Origin of the sequence: Fictibacillus gelatini DSM 15865, assembly GCF_000430745.1 — a bacterium.
Taxonomy (GTDB): domain Bacteria; phylum Bacillota; class Bacilli; order Bacillales; family Fictibacillaceae; genus Fictibacillus_A; species Fictibacillus_A gelatini.
Genome location: NZ_AUMP01000036.1, coordinates 1 through 15080 on the forward strand (window position 1 = coordinate 1; position 15080 = coordinate 15080).

The following is a 15080-nucleotide window of genomic DNA, read 5'->3' on the forward strand; positions in this document are numbered from 1 at the left end:
CCTCACCTCTAACAAATCATACGGAAATTGGGGAGAGATTTTTGGAGATCGTGTGTTAGCGTCAGCGATTTTAGATCGACTACTTCATTATTCACATACCATCAATATTAAAGGAGAAAGCTATCGAATCAAGGAGAAGAAGAAAGCAGGATTTTTCAACACGGAAAAAACAGTGAATGAATATTCGATCAATTCCCTTTCCCCCTCGGGGGAAAGGGAATCCCAAACACGATTGAAAGGAAGTGATACCATAGAAAGATAGAGCTTTTTGTGTTAATAATGGGGAATTTTAAAACGGCATTTTTGGGGAATTTTCAACTGAGGTTGACATCCTAAAACCTTCAACCGCAATAAAAACAGATACCACCATTTTTAGAGGTAATAACTATACATTCGTTCTCTCTACTTGCCTATAAAATTCTACTTATTTACGCAAATATTAAGAGTATTTATTGTTATTTATCATTTTATGTTTTATTCCATTATTCTATTCGATTTGCTGTTAAGAATATAAAGTTCCGTTCTTATAATGAGGGCGTCAAGGAAAAGGATATTAAAATTAGGAGGTTTTACGGTATGGAAAAAGAGTTTCTAACAGTTCGTTCATTATCAAAATTGCTAGATATGAGTGAGCAAACAACCTATAAACTAGCACGAGAAGGAGTAATTCCAGGACGTGTAAAGGTAGGTAAATCAGTTCGTTTTAACAAAACGGTTGTAGTTGAATGGCTCCAAAATGGAGGTGCTAAAGATGATAGTGAAAACTAAGGATTTATATAGCTTTTCACAAGCAGCCGAAATATTAGGAGTTACTACTCAAAGGCTATTTGAATTATCTTCTTCTCCATATGTTGAGAAGGTGCATATTGAGAATAGAATTTACTTTTCCAAGGAAAGCCTTCGAAAACTCGTATTAAGAGGTGATGTTTAAATGATTAGCATTGAAAAGACTAGTAGAATACTTAACCACTTTAACATAGCATTTACTGAAAATGCAGTGTTGGGTTACTTGCAACGTGGACAATTAGAAAAAGCCCCTCGTATAGAAAATGGCTATTACTCTATCAATACCAAATACGGGTACAGCGTAGACAAAGATAGCCTAGAAAGGTTTTTACTTGATCATGGGGCAACAGAAAAAGAAATTGTTGAATTTCTTTAGGGTTAATCAATCTGCAACCAACCGCTTTATGTGTTTGCCACATAGAGCGGTTTTCTTTTATAACTAACAAAATATTTTAAGTTTAAATTCAAAAATTTCACAAATATAAAATTAAGTAACAATTTACCGAAAAAATAGGAGCGGTCAACCCGCTCCCTCTACTTTAATTATCTTTATTTAATTATTTCTCTATTTAATTTGATTTTCTTTATTCTACTTACTTTATTTAGTCATTTAATTTGCTAATAGGAGATATGCCATTTTGATATAAGTAGATGTGACCCCTATTTCAAATTGAATTAACTTTTGTTACCCTCATGTAATTTTGACTAGAGGGGGTGACTCAGTAATTAGAGTAATTAGAATAAAGGTACTTCTTTGTTCCATTTATATTCAATCTTTACATTGGTAGCATTTACAACATACTTATTCATTTCTTCAAGGAAGTTTTCTAGGACTGAATTATAATCCTCGTTACTACAGCAATCGAACAACCTATCCGCATATTCCTTATGCTTTTCAGCAAGATATTTTGAAATAGCCTTTGAAACTTTTGATTTACAAAAGTTCTTCGGAACATCTACAGTTTTGTATCTCTTCTTATACCAATGTGTTAACTCACTAATAATCAAATATGGATTATCCTCTAGTAAACATATTGAATAAAGATTAGATGTTCCTACTCTATTCTCAATGTTAAGGAAGTACATTGAGTGTAGCTTGTTCAATGACCTCCCTACTGTACTTTCACCTATATTTAACCTTTCCGCAATAGTCGATTTAGATGGAAAACAGCTTTCATTATCATTAATCGACCATAAAATATCATATAATACATCCTTATCGTTTGCAGAAAGACCAATACATTTCCTTAATGAATTAGGAACAGCTACAAAATGATTTTCACTTATACTCTCCTTAGACATATTTACTAACCTCTCCATTACCCATACCATAATGACTCCCCCTAATAATAATTTTTAAAGTAGCATGTACTTTCAACATAGTTATCGAGGTATGCCCTCCAATTGTTGCGATAATGATACAAAAAAATTTTTTCGCAACAATTCCCTTCCTTAAAACGATTACTAGGCTGAGCAAAGCAGCATTACCTAAAAGAGGGGGATTTTTCATGAAAGTTGAAAGAGAGTTTATAGGGTCAGAGTCATTAGAAGAGATTGTACAATCATTTCTTGAATATATGATTGACAAAATGTCAAATGCTTCCTACGATAAGGAAAGAACTAATGTCACTCCTACTACTAAAGGAGTGGCGAATTGATGAAATGTGCAATTTATGCTCGTGTTAGTACGAGAAAGGAAGAACAACAGAACAGTTTACAAAATCAAATCTCTTTAGCTGAGAGTATAGCTCATGAGAAAGGGTTTACCGTTATCGAAAGATATATTGATAATGGTATAAGCGGGGCAGGAATAAAGAACCGTACAGGGCTTAACAAATTGCTACAAGACCTTGAAAAGAAGGATATTGACGTTGTTATTGCTAAGTCCGTATCAAGGCTGGGAAGAAACACTGTACAAAGTTTACAGACTGCTGAACAGATTGAGAGACAAAATGTCCGCTTAATACTCCCTGAGGATTTCTACGACTCTAAAACAAGTGACAGTTCAATGCCCTTTGAGTTAAAAGCTGTATTTGCTAAAGAAGAAAACCTAAAGCTGTCCCATAGGGTAAAATTGGGCTTGAAAGAACGAGCAAAACAAGGGAAATATAAAGCGTCTGTTCCTCCCTATGGTTATAAGATGAACCCTCATACTAATCAGCTAGAAGTAGACGAAAGAACCGCTCCTTATGTAAAAGAGATTTTTCATCTTTACCTCTACCAAGGGTGGGGAATGTTTAAAATTACAAATGATTTTATGTCAAGGGGCATACCTACACCAAGAGCAGTAGCAGGAGCCATTAATGCAGGAGCAAAATGGCACCAGAACACAATAAAAGGTATCCTAAACAACCCTGCTTACACAGGAAGCCTAGTACACAACAGAGAAGAAACAACAAAGTTTCTAAGTGACTCTGAGTTGTATAAGATTAGAAAAAAGGTAGACCTTGAAAAGCAAATCATTATTAAAAACACTCATCCCCCTCTCATTACGGAAGATGATTTTAGAGCGGTTCAGGAACTCATGAAGAAAAAAGGAACCCACAGAAGCAACGGTAAAGAGAGTTTATTTGCTCATATCGCTAAATGTGCAGACTGTGGAAGTGGAATGCATTTTAAGCCTGATAGACGTAAAGGGGCTTATGTTTGTGGGGGCTATGTAAAGTTTACAACCGTTCATTGCTCTTCACATATCATTGAGGAAAGTATTCTCTTGCAGACTGTTAAAGATGACCTCAGGGGTCTTATAAAAGATAGTCTTAAACTAGAAAAGCTTTACGGTATCGCAGAGAAGAAAGTTAGTTCTGTAAGTTCCAACTTTGAAAAGGAAATTAAGCAAACTGAGAGACAACTTAAAGAAGTAAACAAACGGTTTGATAATATTCTAACGCTGCATACAGAGGGGCATATCACAATAGATTAATTCAAGGCTCAAAATGAAAGAATAGCCCAACAACAGAAGGAACTTGCAGTCAAAAAAGCTGAGCTTCAATCCGCTCTATCTACTAGAAAAGATACCGCAGAAGAATTACAGTTCTTTAAAAAGGAAATAGAACGCTTGGCTAACCTTGACATTGACGATGAACAGGTACTAAAACAGGTTCTACAAAGGCTGATTAACAAGATTGAAGTATTTGAGGAAGGAAAGATTAAGATACACTACAATCTTTCCCCCTCTCTTTCCTCTTAATTAGGCACAGTTTAATGGACTGTATCTTTTAAAACAAGTTTCACTATCACTTCCACATGCGTCGTCTGCGGGAACATATCAACTGGCTGCACCTCGACTGTCTTAAACCCACCGTCTTCAAGTACACGCAAATCCCTCGCCAATGTTGCCGGGTTGCAGCTGACGTAGACGACTCGTTTTGGTTTCATTTCGATGATCGTGTTCAGCAGGGCTTCGTCGCAGCCTTTTCTTGGCGGGTCGACGACGATGACGTCGGCAGTGATGCCTTCTTTTTTCCAGTTCGGAATGACAACTTCCGCTTCTCCGACGGCGAATTCCGCATTCGTTATGACATTAAGTTCGGCGTTACGCCTTGCGTCTTCGATCGCTTCCGGAACGATTTCCACGCCGTACACTTTTTTTGCTTTTTGCGCGAGGAACAATGAAATCGTTCCGATCCCGCAATACGCGTCGATGACCGTTTCATCTCCATTGAGCTCCGCGTATTTCAGCGCCTGGTCATAAAGCACCTTCGTTTGCTCCGGGTTCACCTGGTAAAATGAACGTGCAGAAATCGCGAACTTAATGTCGCCGATGTAATCGTAAATGTATTCTGCACCCCAGAGCACTCTCGTTTCCTCGCCAAAAATGACGTTCGTCCGTTTCGTATTGATGTTTTGCACGATCGACTTCACATTTGGAAGTCTGTCCACGATCTCTTCCACAATTTTTTTCCGGTTCGGCAAGTCTTTCCCGTTGGTCACGAGCACAATCATCGTGTCGCCAGTCACCTGGCCGTAGCGCGCAATAATATGTCGGAGAAACCCTTTATGCCGCTGTTCGTCATAGGCCCGGAGGCCATGCTTCTCGGCAATGCCCTTTACCGTTTGGACAACTTCATCATTTTTCGCCTGCTGGATCAAGCAGCTTTCCATCTCGATGATTTCGTGGCTCCTTTTTTGATAAAAGCCGGCAACGAGTCCGCCTTCGCGCTCGCCGACAGGAACCTGGGCCTTATTACGGTAACGCCATGGGTCGTCCATTCCGAGCACAGGAAGAACCGGCACATTCTCCAGCTTCCCGATTCGGGCAAGCACTTCCTCTACTTGCTTCCGCTTATAGTCAAGCTGTCCTTCATACGAAAGGTGCTGCAATTGGCAGCCGCCGCACTGTTTATAAATCGGGCAAGGCGGCTCCACCCGCTGCTCAGATTTCTTTAATACTTCCATTAAACGGCCGAACCCGTAGCCTTTTTTTACGCCGACTACTTTCACCATCGCCCGTTCGCCAGGCAAAGCGTTCGGCACAAACAGTGTAAAGCCGTTCACTTTCGCCACTCCGGCGCCTTCATGGGTCAGGTCGGTAATTTCCACTTCGACCATTTCGTTTTTTGTCACTGGCTTGATTGCCTTATCCATTGCAACTCGTCCTTCTTCAAAAATTTCTCAAATTGATCGATAGACGATCATAATCTCTCTAATCCACATTTAGCCTCTGGCAAAGGCTTTACTATGAAAAAAGACTGACCGTTCTTGGCCAGCTCTTATTTCAAGCGTTCTTTCGGGACTAGCATTTGGAAATGATGGCGCAGGTTAACGAACTCACTTGGAAGGAGGCCGCCATATTCCCCGTCCAAATTTAGCTGCATTTTTTCCGTTGGACGTACTTTCACCCGGTTTGCCTTTTCATAAATGATGTGAGGGTCATTAATATGCTCGCCTTTTAACGCAAGTGAGACAAGGCGAATGAACTCCGCCAGGTTCGTCTTCTTTAAAATAATGAGGTCAAACATCCCGTCATTAAATTCAGAAGTCGGCGCAAGCTTTTCAAAACCGCCGATTGAATTCGTATTGGCAACGAGGAACAGCATGATCTCGCCTTCAAACAGCTTGCCGTCGTATTCGATTTCCACCTGTGTCGGGCGGATCGAAGGAAGCATTTCAATCCCTTTTAAAAAATATGCAAGCTGGCCAAGTATCGTTTTCAATTTGCTCGGCACTTCATAGGTCAGCTCCGTCAACCGGCCGCCGCCCGCGATGTTGATAAAATATTTATCATCTACCTTCCCGATGTCGACCGGCATCTCATGCCCATCGCAAAGCACGTCACAGGCCCCTTCAATCGTGCGAGGAATGCCGAGGGCGCGGGCAAAATCATTTGTCGTGCCGGCCGGGATGAGGCCGAGTTTTGGACGCTGTTCAAAATCCGCAAGGCCATTGACGACTTCATATAGCGTGCCGTCTCCTCCGGCAGCAATGACTAAATCAAATCCACGTTCGGCAGCGAGACGCGCCGCACGGATGGCGTCCCCTTCATCAGGAGTCGTCGCATGGCAGGACGTTTCATACCCCGCCATCTCAAGCCGCTCTAAAATGTACGGCAACTGCTTTTTCACCGTTTCCCTGCCGGATGTTGGATTATAGATTAATCGAGCTCTTTTCATTCGATTCTCCTACTTTACTTCTAACTTGGATTTATGTAAAAAAATGAAATTGGACAAACAGGTAACCATTACTATTATAAAGATTGGTTGATTAAAAAGCAAAATTGGATCATTTTTCCACAATCCAAAATAAGCGGTCATTTACTTCGATCAACTAAACAGCCGTTTCAATCAAACGTTTGTTTAAAATTGAGGTAAAAGACCGGTATAATCACCTATTTTTATCAACATGCATAAAAGTATATCACTTCGGCAGTCAAACCCCATACGCTATAGATAAGGGAGAAAATCAACGTTATTGGAAGATTTAGTCACGCCTCTTCACCCGGGTGATTTTTCCCAGCTAAAAACCCCTGAATTCGGGCTAAATTCGCCCATTCGGGGGTTTTTCCTATTAATGAATATACGCTAGTGCCCTTTCAGCTAATTTTCAAGAATTAATTTTAGCCTGTAAAAAAATAAAAGCAAAAAACAGGATCAAATTTCTCTAGTGTGGTAGTATGGTGCTATTTTCATGGCATTTGGACAATAAACAGTCGATTTCCGACAATAAATCGTTTCCATCGGACAATAAATGGCCTGTATCGGACAATAAAATGAGTTGTCTTTTCAGTTATTGTCCAAACGTAAGATGTTATTGTCTAAATTGGATGACTTATTGTCCAAATAAGAGCATTTATTGTCCGAGAACGAAATCATTTTAAATCATGTAACGATTCGTGATCGTTTTTCCTCATTTCACAGATCTAACGAGGGGTTCGAAGACGACAACCGACAATCCCGCTTTCGCCAAATAAATAGAAGCCGAAAGCCCTGCCATTCCTCCGCCTACGATTGCCACATCAGACTTTTTCATCATCATCACCCTTTTTCGTTTTTACAACTATAACGAGATAGCGGCTTGATTTGTGACAGATCAACAACGGTTTCACCCTATTTTTTAATCAAAAAGGTAATTTGTACAGGTGAACCGAATAAAAAAGAAAGAAAAAGAGGAGGGGAAATCATGGGAAAGCTTTTTTCGGAAATACTTCCACAGCATAAGGATTTCATTAAAAGGCAGCAACTCTTTTTTGTCGGTTCGGCGCCATTAAATGAGGACGGCCATGTTAACCTGTCGCCAAAGGGATATGATGTATTGCGCATTTTTTCGCCGACAGAAATCGCTTACCTTGATTTGACGGGAAGCGGAAATGAGACGAGTGCCCACCTTGAGGAAAACGGCAGAATTACATTCATGTTTGTCGCTTTTGAAGGCGCTCCAATGATCCTTCGCCTTTATGGGAAAGGGCGTGTTATTCTTCCAGGGACTTCGGAATGGGATGAGCTCATTCCTCACTTCAAACCTATCCCGGGCGCACGGCAAATGATTTATGCCACCATACATGCAGTGAAAACTTCTTGTGGATATAGCGTACCTTTTTTTTCATATGTCGGAGAGCGAGACACACTAAAACTATGGGCGATGCAAAAAGGCGAAAAAGGCATTGAGGAATATCATCAAGAGAAAAATTTCGTAAGCATGGATGGACTGATTACTCCATTGGGGAAAAAAGCTCAACATGGTATTTATGAAGACTAAACGGAGGAGGTCTATCGATTTTAATTAAAAAAAATGGCCAAAAGTCCACACGAAGGTGTTCTTTTGGCCATCTTCTTTTTATTTATTATTTACCGGGCTCTCATCTTTCCGGTGATTGTAGTTATACTTATCGCGATCGACCGGTTTGAAGCCTTTCGGTGTGTAGAAACGAAGCAAGTCTCCGTAGACAACTTTATCGGAAATTTGCAGTTTCTTCTGCGCCGTTTCTTCATCCCGTTTGATCTCGTCGTTCTTTTCAACAGGCTCGCCTGTTTTAGAATCGAAATATTTTCCATTTACGGCGGTATATTTAGGCGTCACGAAGCTTCCGTTGCGGAAAGGAACAATCTGTTGATGTTCTTTCGACAATAAATCCGTTCCGAATTGAACATAATCTTTCGTGTCAATGCCAAGAAGGTGAAGCAATGTTGGAAGAACATCGATTTCTCCACCATATTGATGCATGACGCCGCCCTTCATGCCCGGAACGTGGATGATTAACGGCACCCGTTGCAATTGGGCATTCTCAAATGGCGTAATTTCTTTGCCCATAATTTGCGACATCGCTTCATTGTGATTTTCAGAAATGCCGTAATGGTCTCCGTACATAATAATAATGGAGTGGTCATATAGACCGGATTTTTTCAAGTAATCGACAAATCCTTTTACAGCTTCATCTAAATAACGGGCCGTTTGGAAATAACGGTCAACTGATCCATCCCCTGTTGTAGCAGGTTCAATCGATGCTTCATCTTTATCGATCGGGTATGGGAAATGGTTCGATAACGTAATAAATTTCGTGTAAAACGGCTGCTTCAACGTTTCTAGAAGCGGAATCGATTCTTTAAAGAAAGGCTTATCCTTCAAGCCATAGTTGACGACATCGTTGTCATTCATATCGTAATAGCTAGCGTCAAAGAATTTATCGAATCCAAACGATTTATATGCTTCGTCACGGTTCCAGAACGTTTTATAGTTGCCGTGGAAGACAGCAGATGTATACCCTTTTTGCCCTAAAATGGCAGGAGCCGCCTGGAACGTATTGCGCGCGTTAGTCGTCAGAACGGACCCTTGCGGCAATCCGAACAACGAGTTTTCTAACATAAATTCGGCATCCGACGTTTTTCCTTGTCCGGTTTGATGGAAAAAGTTATCGAAATACAATGTGTTTTTATCTTTCGTAAACGAATTAATAAAAGGTGTTACTTCCTGTCCATTGAGTTTGTAATTGATTAAAAAGTTTTGGAAGGATTCAAGATGAATGTAAATCACATTCATTCCTTTTCCTTTTCCGAAATAAGCAGGATTCGGCTTTGCGTATGATGCTTTTACGTAATTCAGAACGTCCGTCATGTCGCTGGAGTCGGCAGATGCCTTTTGCGCGGATGACTTTGTGCTCTGAATGGCATCATAAATCGTAAAGTTGAATGTTCCTAAATATTTCACAAGGTAATTTCGGTCAAATGTTCTTGACAACAATTGCGGGCGGTCGGTTTCCGCAAGCGCAAGATTCGTGCTGAAAAAGGCAATCGCCATCGCAAATACGATTCCGATCTTATTGCGGCTTACGCGAACAGGCTCCGGCTTGACCAATTTAAACGCAACAAGAACGATTAAAATGATCGTATCCAGGAAATATAAAGGGTCATACACTTTCAACAATTCCCAGATGCTTCCACCAAGATCGCCGAAATTTTTCGTTTGGGTTAGAGTCGGCAACGTGATAAAATCGTTAAAAAATCGATAATAAACGATATTCGCGTATAAAATAAACGATAAAATAAAGTTGATGATAATGATCCAAATATAGGCTCTTTTTCCTTTTGCAAATAAAGCAAGTCCAAAAAAGAAAATTGCTGAACTAATCGGGTTAATGAACAATAAGAATTTTTGCATCGTGTTTTCGATGCCAAGGTTAAATGACGTAAGATACCCGACATATGTTTTCAGCCAAAACAAAACGACAGCTAAAAAGAAAAAACCAAGATGCTTGTTTAATACATTCTGGCCCTTCATTCGCAAATTCTTCACTTTTTCACCTCTTTTAATCAAGTAAAGTTTGAAGCGTTGCAAGAGACTGCCCAATACACGCGGGACTGGCCTCTCCGGGAAAACTCTCTGCCTACGCAGTATGGAGGGATCCCGGATGTTTGATCAACCTCTATAAACTTATTACTGTTCTTCGAAAAATAAAACCTACCAAAATAAGAAACTCTCTTGAATAAAGCACAAGAGAGGGCAAATCTATATTACATTTTAACTTCACTTTATAAAAAAAGTCAATTTGTTATACTGCTCGAACGTGTCTTATTGATGAACATTTTGTTTGCTTAATTGAACGGTAATCCTCTCGCCGTGTTTCAGAACAGATACAGGATGCTCAAAAAAGGCGCTAAGATTCTCTTCTTTTAAAACTTCTTCCGTTTTCCCGGCCGAAAAAACTTCTCCGCGGCGGAGCAATAGCGTATGCCCGAATATAGGAAGAATTTCTTCAATATGGTGTGTTACAAAAAGCAAAGTCGGAGCGTTCGAGATTTGTGCCAATTCATGAATACTTTCCAAAAGCTTTTCGCGCGAGAACAAATCGAGTCCATTACAAGGCTCGTCCAAAATCAAAATTTCTGGATCAGCCATTAAAGCCCTTGCGATCAGCAACTTTTGCTTCTCGCCCTGTGAACACGTTTCATACGAGCGATTCATTAAATGGCTTACTCCCATGAACTCCAATAAAAATAAGGCGCGGTCGATATCCTCTCTCGTTATATCCTCATACAGTCCAATTGATGCATGTTTCCCGCTAATGACGACTTCCTGGGCAACATCAGCCCCGTGCAACTTTTCCTGTAATGATGAACTGACCCATCCGATCGATTTCCGCAATTCCTGGATGTTTGTTTCCCCAAAACGGCTGCCAAGCACCTGGACACTTCCAGTCGTCGGCCAACGATAGCCTGTAATGATATTGAGAAGCGATGTTTTCCCTGATCCGTTCAATCCTAAAAGCGCCCAATTCTCCCCTTTTTTCACTCGCCAATCAATGTTTTTTAGCAGTTCTTTTTTTTCTCTTATCCACGATACATTTTCTAAATGGATGACATTGTCCATGCTGTTCTCCCCTTTTATCCTTTTTGATTGAAATTACTGATAATTTAAACAGATGGCTCCAGAAATATCAATACATGCACACGATTTAGTCCACCAGTTTTCATTTATTCAGCCGATGCGGGTCATGATTCCGCCAAACTGAACACGAATTCAGCCGATATGGACTATCATTCAGCCAAACCGCCCGGATCCGACACAAGCCTATTCTCTCTACGCCCCAGGACCTATTCCAAAATATAGCCGAAGCTCGTTATGAAACAATTGGAATCCAGGTAGGATAGAGACATAGAAAGCGGCGGCGGCTTGCTTAAAAGCCGCCAAGCTTGCCCTTGAAAGGAGGAAATGCAAATGAAAAAATTCGGGTTGCTTCTCGTTGGAGGGATTGCGGCAATTGTGCTATTAGCCAATCTTGGTCCAATGATCGGGCTTGCGATAAGCCTTGTCATTCTCTACTTTGCGTTTAAAAAATTTATGAGATCCGAAACAACGTCAGGAAAAATCGGCTGGGCCATCATCGGGCTGATCGCTTTATGCGCTTCCGTGTCCAATGTCCCATCCATTATTGGACTGATCGCAATCTGGGTTCTCTACGTTGTTTACAAACAGTGGAATGACAACAAGTCGGTCGATAAAGAACCGGAAGATCCTTTTGCAAGTTTTGAAAAGCAATGGAAAGAACTAAAGCAATTTGATTAAGAAACACAATCATTTTATAAAGGAGCGATAAAGAATGAGTAACTTATTTACACGTTTAAAAGAATCGATTCAATCCGACCTTCATGAACTATTAGACAAAAAGGAGCAGAGAAATCCGATTGCTCTTCTCAACCAGCACTTGCGCCGGTGCGAGCAAGAAGTCGAGAAGGTTCGGGAGCTGATTCAGCGCCAATATTTATTAAAAGAAGAATTCACCCGCGAATATCAGCAAGCGCAAGATTTTGCCAAAAAGCGGAAATACCAGGCCGAAATTGCGCTAAAAGCCGGTGAAAATGAGCTGTATGAATTTGCAGCAAAAGAGCAAGCGTACTATGAAGATGCAACTTCCCGGCTTAAAGCTTCCCTCGGACAGGCAAACAGCCAATTGGAAGAGCTAGAAAAGAAGTATGAAGAAATGAAGCGAAAGTTAAAGGAAATGCACATTAAACGAATGGAATTAATGGGCCGGGAAAATATTGCCCGCGCCAACTACCGGATGAATAAAGTGCTCCAGGCCAATGACATGAGCAAACCATTCTCCCGTTTTGAAGAGACTGAAATGTATTTAAACCGATTAGAGCATCAAGTCAATACGTCGTACCATCGGAATACGATTGATGCCCGGATCGCCCAATTAGAAAAAGAATTAAAATCAAGCGATACAAATTCTAATTCTTAACAAATTCGTGGTAGACTAATAAGGCGTAGGTTTCTGCGCCTTTTTCTGCTGCCATACCATACATAACGCATCCAGCGGCTTTTTAAAAAAGCGAGTCCTTATTGCTGTTGTCCTTATGCCCCGAGTAAGCAGCTATACTTTTTTATTCGTAAAAGAAAGAAGGTGAACCCCGTGTTGAACAGAATAAAATCCGATTTTTTCAGCTGGGTTTTTCTTATTGGCATCATATTGATTTTTATTGAGATTATCCTTTTCGGCTGGGGTCTCATCTTTTCTTTGTTATTTTCTATGGCGTTTATCTACATTGGGAAAAAGCGGCTATCGAAAACGTGGGGCAAACTCTTTTTTTGGTTTGGCGTCATCACTGGCGTCATTACGGTCGTCAATATGGTCGCCTTTAAATTTTTCGTATTAGCCATTCTCCTTTATGTCATTATCCATTTTGCCCAATCTAAAAAACAGCCCGATTATATAAGGCCCATTCTGCAAGAACAAGAGGACAGCCAGGGAAAGGACGCAGTTTGCAGGCGGCCGATCGTATTAAAAAATGTTCTTTTTGGAAAGCAAAAGACAACAGATCATGTATACGACTGGAATGACATTAACATTCAAACCGGCATTGGCGATACTGTCATCGATTTAAGCAATACGATTCTCCCTAAATCAGAATGCGTCATCTCGATCCGAAATCTTGTCGGCAACGTCCAAATTCTCGTTCCTTATGATGTGGAAGTTTCCGTTCACCATTCCATCATTGCAGGATCAATGGCGGTTTTTGACTATCGCGAACCGAGATTGTTTAACGAAACGCTCAACGTCCAAACGCCGGGCTATGGCGACTCGGTGCAGAAAATCAAGATCATCACCTCTATGATCACTGGGAATTTAGAGGTGAAGCGAATATGAGCATTATGCAGCGGCAAATTTTAACCGGAATTCTTTTTTCATTGATTGTGTTTCTCGCGCTTGTCGTTACGTTTTTCATCGCTTATCCATTATCAGATTGGACAGGGCTATGGGACCGCAGGCTATGGAACCTCCCGTTTGCCATTTTTGTACCTGTGCTGAGCATCCTTATCGGACTTCTATTCGGTCTTGTTTCCGGATATTTTTGGCAAAGACAGTTACGTTTCGTTGAAGACTCTTTGAGTGAGTTGGAACAAGGGAAGCAATCAGAATTTGACCGAGAGGCAAAGCTTGAGGAATTCGATTCACTATTTTCTCAAATTGAAAAGATAAAGAAGCATCTTGCCGAGCAAACTAAGGTCTCTCAAAAAATGGCGAACGAAAAAGCGGAGGTTCTTGAAAAACGGATACAAGAAATTGTTTCCGAAGAGCGCAACCGCCTGGCAAGGGAACTGCATGATTCCGTCAGCCAGCAGCTCTTTGCGGCTTCCATGCTTATGTCCACGATTACTGAATCAAGACCGCTCTCGGATGACCGTGAGACGAAGCAGCTTAAATTAGTGGAAGAAATGATTCAACAATCACAGCTGGAAATGCGGGCCCTGCTCCTTCATCTTCGCCCCGTTGCGTTAAAAGGAAAATCGCTTCAAGAAGGCATTCAGGAGCTTTTAATTGAGCTGCAGCAAAAAGTCCCTATGAACATTCAATGGAAGGTTGAAAAAATGGCGCTTGACAAAGGGATTGAAGACCATTTATTCCGCATTCTTCAGGAATCCGTCTCCAACACATTACGACATGCGAAAGCGACTTCATTGGACGTTCTCCTAATCAAGCGCGATCAATTTGTCATTATGCGCATCTCCGATGACGGCATCGGCTTTAATGTAGAACAAACAAAAACGGGGTCTTATGGGTTGCAAAACATGCATGAACGCGCCGCGGAAATTGGTGGAACACTAAAAATCATCAGCGTTGTTAATAAAGGGACCCGCCTGGAGGTCAAAGTCCCAATGATAAAGGAGGAGGACAATGATTAAAGTGTTATTTGTCGATGATCACGAGATGGTGAGGATTGGCGTCTCTTCCTATTTATCCGCTCAGCCGGACATTGAAGTCATCGGCGAGGCCGACAATGGAAAAACGGCGGTCGAACTCGCTTTAAGCTTGCGTCCGGATATTATTTTGATGGATTTAGTCATGGAGGAGATGGACGGCATTGAAGCAACGAAGCAAATTATCGAACAATGGCCGGATGCAAAAATCATCATAGTCACCAGCTTTTTAGATGATGAAAAGGTGTATCCTGCTATTGAGGCAGGTGCGATGAGCTATATGCTGAAAACATCGAAAGCGAGCGAAATCGCCAGAGCGATCCGCTCTACTTACCATGGCCAATCTGTATTGGAGCCGGAAGTGACCGGCAAAATGATGACGAAAATGCGGCAAAAAGAGCGGCGTTTGCCCCATGAGGAACTGACAAAACGTGAAATGGAAGTTTTGCTTCTCATGGCCGAAGGAAAAACGAACCAGGAAATTGCAGATGATCTTTTTATCGCATTAAAGACTGTGAAAGTCCATGTCAGTAACATTTTAAGCAAGCTGAATGTTCAAGACCGGACACAGGCAGTCATTTATGCTTTCAAGCATTCGCTAGCGGACTGATTGTTAATTTATCCTTGCAAGATAAGGAATCTCTTGTTATAGTAAAACAAAT

Annotated in this window: 16 protein-coding genes and 1 pseudogene; 11 read left to right on the top strand and 6 right to left on the bottom strand. The window is 41.1% G+C overall.

Features of this window, described 5'->3' with window-relative positions:
• From H538_RS26740 to H538_RS0114785, 3 genes are all read left to right on the top strand, one after another.
• A partial coding sequence (locus H538_RS26740; protein WP_161627206.1) for an ATP-binding protein occupies positions 1 to 262 on the top strand: 262 nt, incomplete at its 5' end.
• 314 nt (positions 263 to 576) lie between these two features.
• Positions 577 to 768: a helix-turn-helix transcriptional regulator gene (locus tag H538_RS0114775; RefSeq protein WP_026678264.1), complete on the top strand. Its 192-nt coding sequence runs from the start codon at positions 577 to 579 to the stop codon at positions 766 to 768.
• Positions 769 to 931: 163 nt separating this feature from the next.
• A complete protein-coding gene (locus tag H538_RS0114785; RefSeq protein WP_003348323.1) occupies positions 932 to 1162 on the top strand; it encodes a hypothetical protein in 231 nt (76 codons plus the stop codon).
• A 359-nt stretch (positions 1163 to 1521) separates the two neighbouring features.
• On the opposite strand, the gene H538_RS0114790 is transcribed toward H538_RS0114785, so the two are convergent.
• Complete coding sequence (locus tag H538_RS0114790) at positions 1522 to 2118, bottom strand: helix-turn-helix domain-containing protein (protein WP_003348324.1); 597 nt, start codon at positions 2116 to 2118, stop codon at positions 1522 to 1524.
• 176 nt (positions 2119 to 2294) lie between these two features.
• Here H538_RS0114790 and H538_RS26170 point away from each other — a divergent pair, with 176 nt between their 5' ends.
• Positions 2295 to 2444, top strand: coding sequence for a hypothetical protein (locus H538_RS26170; protein WP_003348325.1), 150 nt, complete (start codon positions 2295 to 2297; stop codon positions 2442 to 2444).
• Positions 2444 to 3709: a recombinase family protein gene (locus H538_RS24005; protein WP_245595247.1), complete on the top strand. Its 1266-nt coding sequence runs from the start codon at positions 2444 to 2446 to the stop codon at positions 3707 to 3709. Before H538_RS26170 ends, H538_RS24005 begins: the two co-directional genes overlap by 1 nt.
• Positions 3710 to 3987: 278 nt before the next feature.
• On the opposite strand, the gene rlmD is transcribed toward H538_RS24005, so the two are convergent.
• The 3 genes and pseudogenes from rlmD to H538_RS25640 all read right to left on the bottom strand — a co-directional run.
• Complete coding sequence (gene rlmD, locus H538_RS0114805; RefSeq protein ID WP_026678265.1) at positions 3988 to 5373, bottom strand: 23S rRNA (uracil(1939)-C(5))-methyltransferase RlmD; 1386 nt, start codon at positions 5371 to 5373, stop codon at positions 3988 to 3990.
• A gap of 125 nt (positions 5374 to 5498) precedes the next feature.
• On the bottom strand, positions 5499 to 6398 hold the full coding sequence (locus H538_RS0114810; RefSeq protein ID WP_026678266.1) for a diacylglycerol kinase: 900 nt from the start codon (positions 6396 to 6398) through the stop codon (positions 5499 to 5501).
• 757 nt (positions 6399 to 7155) lie between these two features.
• Positions 7156 to 7254 (bottom strand): annotated as a pseudogene (locus H538_RS25640) (FAD-dependent oxidoreductase); the annotation flags it as partial.
• 150 nt (positions 7255 to 7404) lie between these two features.
• Between H538_RS25640 and H538_RS0114820 the strand changes: the two are divergent.
• A complete protein-coding gene (locus H538_RS0114820; RefSeq protein WP_026678267.1) occupies positions 7405 to 7980 on the top strand; it encodes a pyridoxamine 5'-phosphate oxidase family protein in 576 nt (191 codons plus the stop codon).
• A 78-nt stretch (positions 7981 to 8058) separates the two neighbouring features.
• On the opposite strand, the gene ltaS is transcribed toward H538_RS0114820, so the two are convergent.
• Together ltaS and H538_RS0114830 are read right to left on the bottom strand one after the other, a co-directional pair.
• Positions 8059 to 10032, bottom strand: a complete 1974-nt coding sequence (ltaS, locus tag H538_RS0114825; protein WP_154657990.1) for a lipoteichoic acid synthase — start codon at positions 10030 to 10032, stop codon at positions 8059 to 8061.
• Between the two features lie 255 nt (positions 10033 to 10287).
• A complete protein-coding gene (locus H538_RS0114830) occupies positions 10288 to 11085 on the bottom strand; it encodes an ABC transporter ATP-binding protein (RefSeq protein ID WP_026678269.1) in 798 nt (265 codons plus the stop codon).
• 348 nt (positions 11086 to 11433) lie between these two features.
• Here H538_RS0114830 and H538_RS0114835 point away from each other — a divergent pair, with 348 nt between their 5' ends.
• The 5 genes from H538_RS0114835 to H538_RS0114855 all read left to right on the top strand — a co-directional run bounded on the left by H538_RS0114835 (position 11434) and on the right by H538_RS0114855 (position 15028).
• Positions 11434 to 11781 (top strand): lmo0954 family membrane protein, encoded by a 348-nt coding sequence (locus tag H538_RS0114835; protein ID WP_026678270.1) that lies wholly within the window; start codon positions 11434 to 11436, stop codon positions 11779 to 11781.
• 34 nt (positions 11782 to 11815) lie between these two features.
• The gene (locus tag H538_RS0114840; RefSeq protein WP_026678271.1) at positions 11816 to 12460 is read left to right on the top strand and encodes a PspA/IM30 family protein; all 645 of its coding nucleotides are present in this window, start codon (positions 11816 to 11818) and stop codon (positions 12458 to 12460) included.
• Positions 12461 to 12631: 171 nt separating this feature from the next.
• Complete coding sequence (liaF, locus tag H538_RS0114845) at positions 12632 to 13366, top strand: cell wall-active antibiotics response protein LiaF (protein ID WP_026678272.1); 735 nt, start codon at positions 12632 to 12634, stop codon at positions 13364 to 13366.
• Positions 13363 to 14403, top strand: coding sequence for a sensor histidine kinase (locus H538_RS0114850; protein WP_026678273.1), 1041 nt, complete (start codon positions 13363 to 13365; stop codon positions 14401 to 14403). The genes liaF and H538_RS0114850 overlap by 4 nt, the downstream gene beginning before the upstream one ends.
• On the top strand, positions 14396 to 15028 hold the full coding sequence (locus H538_RS0114855) for a response regulator transcription factor (RefSeq protein WP_026678274.1): 633 nt from the start codon (positions 14396 to 14398) through the stop codon (positions 15026 to 15028). The genes H538_RS0114850 and H538_RS0114855 overlap by 8 nt, the downstream gene beginning before the upstream one ends.
• The last annotated feature ends 52 nt before the right edge of the window (positions 15029 to 15080 follow it).

What these genes read in the sequence shown, in the direction of transcription:
- H538_RS0114850 (WP_026678273.1), top strand. Translation starts at nt 13,363, where the DNA reads ATGAGCATTATGCAGCGGCAAATTTTAACCGGAATTCTTTTTTCATTG.
- H538_RS0114830 (WP_026678269.1), bottom strand. Translation starts at nt 11,085, where the DNA reads ATGGACAATGTCATCCATTTAGAAAATGTATCGTGGATAAGAGAAAAA.
- H538_RS0114785 (WP_003348323.1), top strand. Translation starts at nt 932, where the DNA reads ATGATTAGCATTGAAAAGACTAGTAGAATACTTAACCACTTTAACATA.
- H538_RS24005 (WP_245595247.1), top strand. Translation starts at nt 2,444, where the DNA reads ATGAAATGTGCAATTTATGCTCGTGTTAGTACGAGAAAGGAAGAACAA.
- H538_RS0114840 (WP_026678271.1), top strand. Translation starts at nt 11,816, where the DNA reads ATGAGTAACTTATTTACACGTTTAAAAGAATCGATTCAATCCGACCTT.
- H538_RS0114810 (WP_026678266.1), bottom strand. Translation starts at nt 6,398, where the DNA reads ATGAAAAGAGCTCGATTAATCTATAATCCAACATCCGGCAGGGAAACG.
- H538_RS26170 (WP_003348325.1), top strand. Translation starts at nt 2,295, where the DNA reads ATGAAAGTTGAAAGAGAGTTTATAGGGTCAGAGTCATTAGAAGAGATT.
- H538_RS0114820 (WP_026678267.1), top strand. Translation starts at nt 7,405, where the DNA reads ATGGGAAAGCTTTTTTCGGAAATACTTCCACAGCATAAGGATTTCATT.
- H538_RS0114775 (WP_026678264.1), top strand. Translation starts at nt 577, where the DNA reads ATGGAAAAAGAGTTTCTAACAGTTCGTTCATTATCAAAATTGCTAGAT.
- rlmD (WP_026678265.1), bottom strand. Translation starts at nt 5,373, where the DNA reads ATGGATAAGGCAATCAAGCCAGTGACAAAAAACGAAATGGTCGAAGTG.
- H538_RS0114855 (WP_026678274.1), top strand. Translation starts at nt 14,396, where the DNA reads ATGATTAAAGTGTTATTTGTCGATGATCACGAGATGGTGAGGATTGGC.
- H538_RS0114835 (WP_026678270.1), top strand. Translation starts at nt 11,434, where the DNA reads ATGAAAAAATTCGGGTTGCTTCTCGTTGGAGGGATTGCGGCAATTGTG.
- H538_RS0114790 (WP_003348324.1), bottom strand. Translation starts at nt 2,118, where the DNA reads ATGGTATGGGTAATGGAGAGGTTAGTAAATATGTCTAAGGAGAGTATA.